The organism is Lentzea sp. NPDC005914 (assembly GCF_040629405.1).
Lineage (GTDB): Bacteria > Actinomycetota > Actinomycetes > Mycobacteriales > Pseudonocardiaceae > Lentzea.
Map to the genome: position 1 here is coordinate 1 of NZ_JBEXVQ010000086.1, position 6,011 is coordinate 6,011.

Annotated in this window: 1 protein-coding gene and 1 pseudogene; both read right to left on the reverse strand. The window is 66.9% G+C overall.

Translation table 11 applies throughout. The features are described from left to right. A pseudogene (locus ABZ345_RS47270) lies at positions 1-320 on the reverse strand (hypothetical protein); the annotation flags it as partial. Positions 321-995: 675 nt separating this feature from the next. Beyond that, positions 996-5,624, reverse strand: coding sequence for a CHAT domain-containing protein (locus ABZ345_RS47275; RefSeq protein WP_359862314.1), 4,629 nt, complete (start codon positions 5,622-5,624; stop codon positions 996-998). Positions 5,625-6,011: the final 387 nt, after the last annotated feature.

A 6,011-nucleotide genomic window follows, 5' to 3' on the forward strand; every position in this document is an offset into this window, starting at 1 on the left:
GTGTACGTACGGATCGGGTCGATGTAGTCGCGAGACTCGATGATCTGACCGTCCCGCACCCGCATGACGAAGACGCAGGGCACCTTGGACCTGGAGTCGTCCGCCAACGTGAACTCGTAGGCGAACTCGGCGACGATCACTTCAGGATCGGCGGTCTCGTGGACGACGACATCGACAACACTCCTCTTCGGCAAGGACTCCCGAATTTCCGGCGGTACCGTGAAGTGCTCCCGGAGCGCACGCCGATTCGTCAACGGCTCGGACTCCGGCGTCGCCATCGGATGCCGGACATCGGTGACCTCGCCGTACAGGTCAGGCAACTCGCTCGAGTTCCCGTCGGCGACCCCGTGAACAAGCCGGAGAAACACCTCACGCGGACTAAGACTCACAAGACCCCCAAGTGATGTGCACAAGCAGCTAATGATCATTATCGCCTGATGCCGGGTGTACGTCGAGGTAGATCGACTTACGCTGACGGGATGATCCAGATCGGTTCGAGGGCGCGCAGGCTACCGGCACCACCCTCGGTCGTCTGAGAGTCACTCGTGGAGCCGCATCGGCCAAAAACTCGTCCATGGCTCAGCTTGCTGCCCGACGAAGTCGCCCCCAAGGCTCCTGGAAGCAGACAAACCCGACCGAGTCGTGTGGTCATCACTGTGGCCGGGCAGGCCACGCGATCAGGTGCACTTCGCGCCGGCGGCCACTGCGGGCGCAGAGACCTCCCTCAGGTTCACCTTGCTCACATCCGACGACGCCCCGACCGAAGCAAGACAGGGCCTCTTCGACGGTGGCTCAACCACCTGATCTTCGTTTCTCTTACGGCCAGTGACAGCGACAACCCTCGAACGTCCGCTTCTGCCGATGAGCGCACGGTCGAAACCATCGAACTTGAGTACAGGGGGCACCATCGCTATTGAGGGCAACCCCCTTCACGACCTGAGGACGCCAACCGTTCGAGTAGCTAGCGCGCGAGGTTTTCTGCCATGTTGTGAAGGTCAGCGATGCTTATCAAGATCGTGCAGGCGTTCCTGGCTGACGGTGAGGTCTCGCTGGTAACCGGCGTTGCCTGGGTCGGCCGCCGCCAACCGCTCGGTGATGTCGAGAGCGGCCTGGAAGCGCTCGCGTGCGGTCGCGATGTCACCCATCGCCACCGCCACTTCCCCTAGCCTGTCGTAGCTGATACTGAGGTCTTGCTGGTACAGGGCGTTGCCCCGGTCGGCCGCCGCCAACCGCTCGGTGATGTCGAAACCAGCCTGGTAGTGCTCGCGTGCGGTCGTGACGTCGTCGATTGCCAGCGCCACGTCCCCCAGCCTTCCGTAGCTGATACTGAGGTCCCGCTGGTACAGCGCGTTGCCCCGGTCGGCCGCCGCCAACCGCTCGGTGATATCGAAACCAGCCTGGTAATGCTCGCGTACGGTCGCGATGTCACCCATCGTCACCGCCAAACTCCCCAGCGCTTCGTGGCTGATACTGAGCTCTCGCTGGTAGGCGGCGTTGCCGGGGTCGGCCGCCGCAAACCGCTCCACGATGTTGAGAGCGGCCTGGTAGTGCTCACGTGCGGTCGCGACCTCACTCATCGCCACCGCCATTTCTCCCACGTGGTTATGGCTCATACTGAGCTCTTGCTGGTACAGGGCGTTGCCCGGGTCGGCCGCCGCCAACCGCTCCACGATGTCGAGACCAGTCTGATAGTGCTCGCGTGCGGTCGCGACCTCACCCATCGCCACCGCCACGTTCCCCAGTTTTTCGTGGCTGCTGCTGAGGTCTCGCTGGTAGGCGGCGTTGCCTGGGTCGGCCGCCGCCAACCGCTCGGTGATGTCGAGAGCGGCCTGGAAGCGCTCGCGTGCGGTCGCGATGTCACCCATCGCCACCGCCACTTCCCCTAGCCTGTCGTAGCTGATACTGAGGTCTTGCTGGTACAGCGCGTTGCCCCGGTCGGCCGCCGCCAACCGCTCGGTGATGTCGAAACCAGCCTGGTAGTGCTCGCGTGCGGTCGCGATGGCGTCGATTGCCAGCGCCACGTCCCCCAGCCTTCCGTAGCTGATACTGAGGTCCCGCTGGTACAGGGCGTTGCCCGGATTGGCCGCCGCCAACCGCTCGGTGATGTCGAGACGGGCCTGGTAGTGCTCGCGTGCGGTCGCGACCTCACCTATCCTGACTGCCACGTTCCCCAGCTTTTCGTGGCTGATACTGAGGTCTCGCTGGTAGGCGGCGTTGCCTGGGTCGGCCGCCGCCAACCGCTCGGTGATGTCGAGAGCGGCCTGGAAGCGCTCGCGTGCGGTCGCGATGTCACCCATCGCCACCGCCACGTCTCCCAGGTGGTTGTGGCTGATGGTGAGGTCTTGCTGGTACAGGGCGTTGCCTGGGTCGGCCGCCGCCAACCGCTCCACGATGTCGAGACCAGTCTGATAGTGCTCGCGTGCGGTCGCGATGTCACCCATCGCCACCGTCAAACTCCCTAGCCTTTCGTGGCTGTTGCTGAGGTTTCGCTGGTAGTTGGCGTTACTCGAATCAGTCGCCGCCAACCGCTCCGAGATCGCCAGCTGATGCAGGCGCCGGTTCTTGGTCGCGCTGGTGAGGCCGATGGTTCGCAGGGCGGTGCACTCTCGGTCAGCGAGCACGAGATAGTCGGGATGGTTGGTGGGGATGAGCGGGACAGCCTCGGCCAGCAGTGCCGCGACAGCGACTTCTCCACCGACCACATCGCATCCCTGGAACGCAGCATCGACGGCATCGTCGTAGTTGTGGCTGCCGGCGAGGTGGCGGATGAGGTCCACGACGTCGTCGAAGCCGCCGCGGCCGGCTTGCAGCCGGCGCAGCCGCATCGCGGCGCCACGCTGGTGTCGCGTAATCGTGTCGGCGCCGGCCTGGCCGTGGGTGAAGTATCCGGCGACCCACGGGTGCATGAGGAGATGGTCGTCGGAGGTGGCCGACAGCAGGGTGAAATCGCGCAGCCGCTCGACGTCACGCACCGTCGCCGCCAGCTCGTCGCGAGCGGGGTCGGTGTCGTGCTGGGTGCGGGCGAGGTCCTCCGCAGTAAAGGCCGCGCGGGCTAGTGCGGCCTGGTGGGCGAGTTCGCGCTGGTTGGGGGTGAGTTCTTCGGTGATCGTGTCGAGCAGGATGTCACGGCTGCCCAGCCGCACGGCGTTGCTGATCCCGGTGGTCAGGTCGCGGGGTGCGGTGAGATCGATGTGCTCGCGCGCGGCCAGTGCGTGCAGTTTGCCGGTGACGTGCCGGAATCCCGCCGCGGTGCCCTTGCGCAGCAGGACGTCGAGGAACTCGATCAGACGGGGATGGCCGCCGATCGTCCTGACCACCAGTTTTCTGTCCTGCGTGGACAGATCGCGGAGTGCGGGCAGCCGCAGCAGAAGCCGCCCCAGTTCTGCGGGCGTGAGGGCAGGCAGCTCGAGTCGCAGCAGGACGGACTCGGCACCGGGTATCGGATAGCGGCAGGTGACCAGGACCCGTCCCGTCTGGGCGTGATCGCATACTGCGGTGAAGATCTCGGCGAACCCGGGATCGAGGAACTCGCTGGCGGCGGTGAGGTTCTGCTCGAAGTCGTCGAACAGCACAACCAGCCGCACCCGCGTCAACGCGGTCAGCACCAGCGACAACTTCGTCGTGTCGTCGTGTCCGCGGTCGCGCAACGCGTCCACGAGCTCGCTGTGGCCGTGCTCGGCCAGTGCCGAGGCGACGTCGGCAGTCAACGCGGCCGGGTTCCACACGCCGACGTGCTCGGCGATCGCCCAGCCCTGCTCGCGGGCGCGGGCCAGGATCCGGCCGGCGACCGCGGTCTTGCCGATCCCGCCGATCCCGGTCAGCACCAGCCCCGCCCAGTCCCCGACCTGTTCCCGATCCTGGGCGGTGCGCCGCAGCACCGCCGCCGCGGTACGCAGGACCGAGCGGCGTCCGATCAGATACCCGACCGGCAACTCCCGCACGCCGCCCGTGCCGGTCGGAGCGGCGGTGATCCGGCGCAGCGGCTGCTCCGGCTGGGAGGGATCGCGCAGCGCTCGGTCAGCGCCGCCGCACAGCAAGGTCGGTACCACGGCTTCCGGCCGCGGCATCCGGTCCCTGGCCTTGCGTGCTTGCTCGGCGAGGTGCTCGCTCACCTCGCGCCGGGCCGCCGCCAGCGCCTGCGTCACCGTCATGCCCACGTCACGGGCTAGCTGGTGGTAGAGCTCGCGCGCCAGCGCGGTCGCGAACCGGTCGGTGACCGAGGCCTGCATGGCCACCACCCGATCGGCGCCATGCCGGACCAGCGCGGCCGCCAGCCCGGCCGTGCCCGTTTCGGCGCCGCGGCAACTGGACAACACGACCAGCGGCAACGGACGTTCCCCCGCGCGCAACGCTGCGACCAGCCGGTCCGCGTCAGCGGTCACCGGATGGCCGTCCTCGTCCTCCAGCTCCACCGTGGTCGCCGAGCCGTGCGCGGACAGATGCAGCACGTGGTACTGATCCGCGGCCAGCGCACGCCCGATCTCCGCGAGTGACGCGACCTCCAGGATCCGGACCTGCGCCGCCACCCCGTCATCGGCGTCGAGATCGGTGACCGCGTCCAGCAGCGCCTGCATCTCCGCCTCGACATCCAGCGGCGGACTCGACGTCAGCGTCTCCTCCGGTGCGGCGACCGCGGCCAGGATCTTCAACGGCCCCGGCAACGCCGCCGCCGGCGGCCTCTGCACTCCAGCCAGCCTGCGGGACAACCGCACCCCCGGCGCCGTCGCCGCGAGCCGGCCATCCGGCAGCTGCAGCAACTCCACCGGTAGCCACGACACCTCTTCCGGCAGCTCCACCACCACGTCGACCACACTGCCCCACGGGGAATGGTCGATCAGCTCCAGCAGCCGCGCGCTCGTCGCATCGTCGAGCAACGCACGCCACAGCGCCTGCCCCAGGACCACCAACCGTGCATCGCCCGTCGGACTGGCCAGCTCCGCCTGCCACGCCACCAGGCCCGGCGGCAACACCGCCGTCTGCTCACCCAGCACCGTCCCCGCCAGCAGCGTCTCGGTCCGCACCTGACCGTTCCCCGCGACACTAAGCCGCAACGCGAACTCATGGGCCAGCTGCTGAGCAGGCAACGACAGGCTGTGATCACGCCGGCCGAACACGGGCGACTGCAGACCCAGCGGAGGCTCGGTTTCCTCGGGCTGGTTCAGCAGCAATCGCAGCAGCGCCTCCATCCCCGTAACGGAGAACTCGTCAACGGTGTACACGGTGCTGGTCGCCGGTGTCAGGAAGTCCGGCACACCCGCCTTCGACTGACCGGGCAGCACCACCGGCACGAACCGGTCAAGATTGTCCTGGTTCGCGTAGAAGGCATCCCGGATCAGCCGCGCCTCGTACTGAACCCCACGACCCACATCAGGCCCGCTGCGACCTTCAGCGCGCTCTCGATACGCCGCCGACGCCACGATCAGAATGTGATCAGCCTCCCGGACCTGATCAGCCATCCACAGCGCCCAGTCCTGCCGCCGCTGCGCCGCCGCCCGGTCCAGCTTCGCATCGATCCTCTGCGCACGAAGAAAGATCCACAGATCACGCACCCGCTCAACGTGCTCATCCGACCCATGCGCATATGAGATGAACACCCGAACCGGGTCACCACCGGCTATTCCCATCAACAACGTCCCACCCTCGGCAACCAACACCCTCACGAGAGCATCGGACCGCCCGCCCGAAACGTTCCGCCCCCAACGAGCCAATCCGTGGAAGCCCAGCTCAACGCACTCTCATGCCGCTAGGCGGTGGGAGAGAGCGTCGCCTCGGATGGGATCAGGCCGTTCGGTCTTCTTTGGCCAGGTCGTCGATGAGCCATCGCAAGGCGCTTACTGCGTTCGAATAGCGCAGTACCTCGAGTTCTGGTTCGACTTGGGCTCGCAGTCCTCCCGCATACGCCGGAGTTCGTCGATCATGGGGTTGCCCCGTTTTGACGGACAGGGTCGATGAGGTGTTGTCACGCTACCTGATCGACTGGTTGGTATCGGGTGGCTTCGTAGGCGGTGGGG

Bases quoted from the DNA above. Each gene is read 5' to 3' on its own strand.
- ABZ345_RS47275 (WP_359862314.1), bottom strand. From the start codon at position 5,624: ATGGGAATAGCCGGTGGTGACCCGGTTCGGGTGTTCATCTCATATGCG.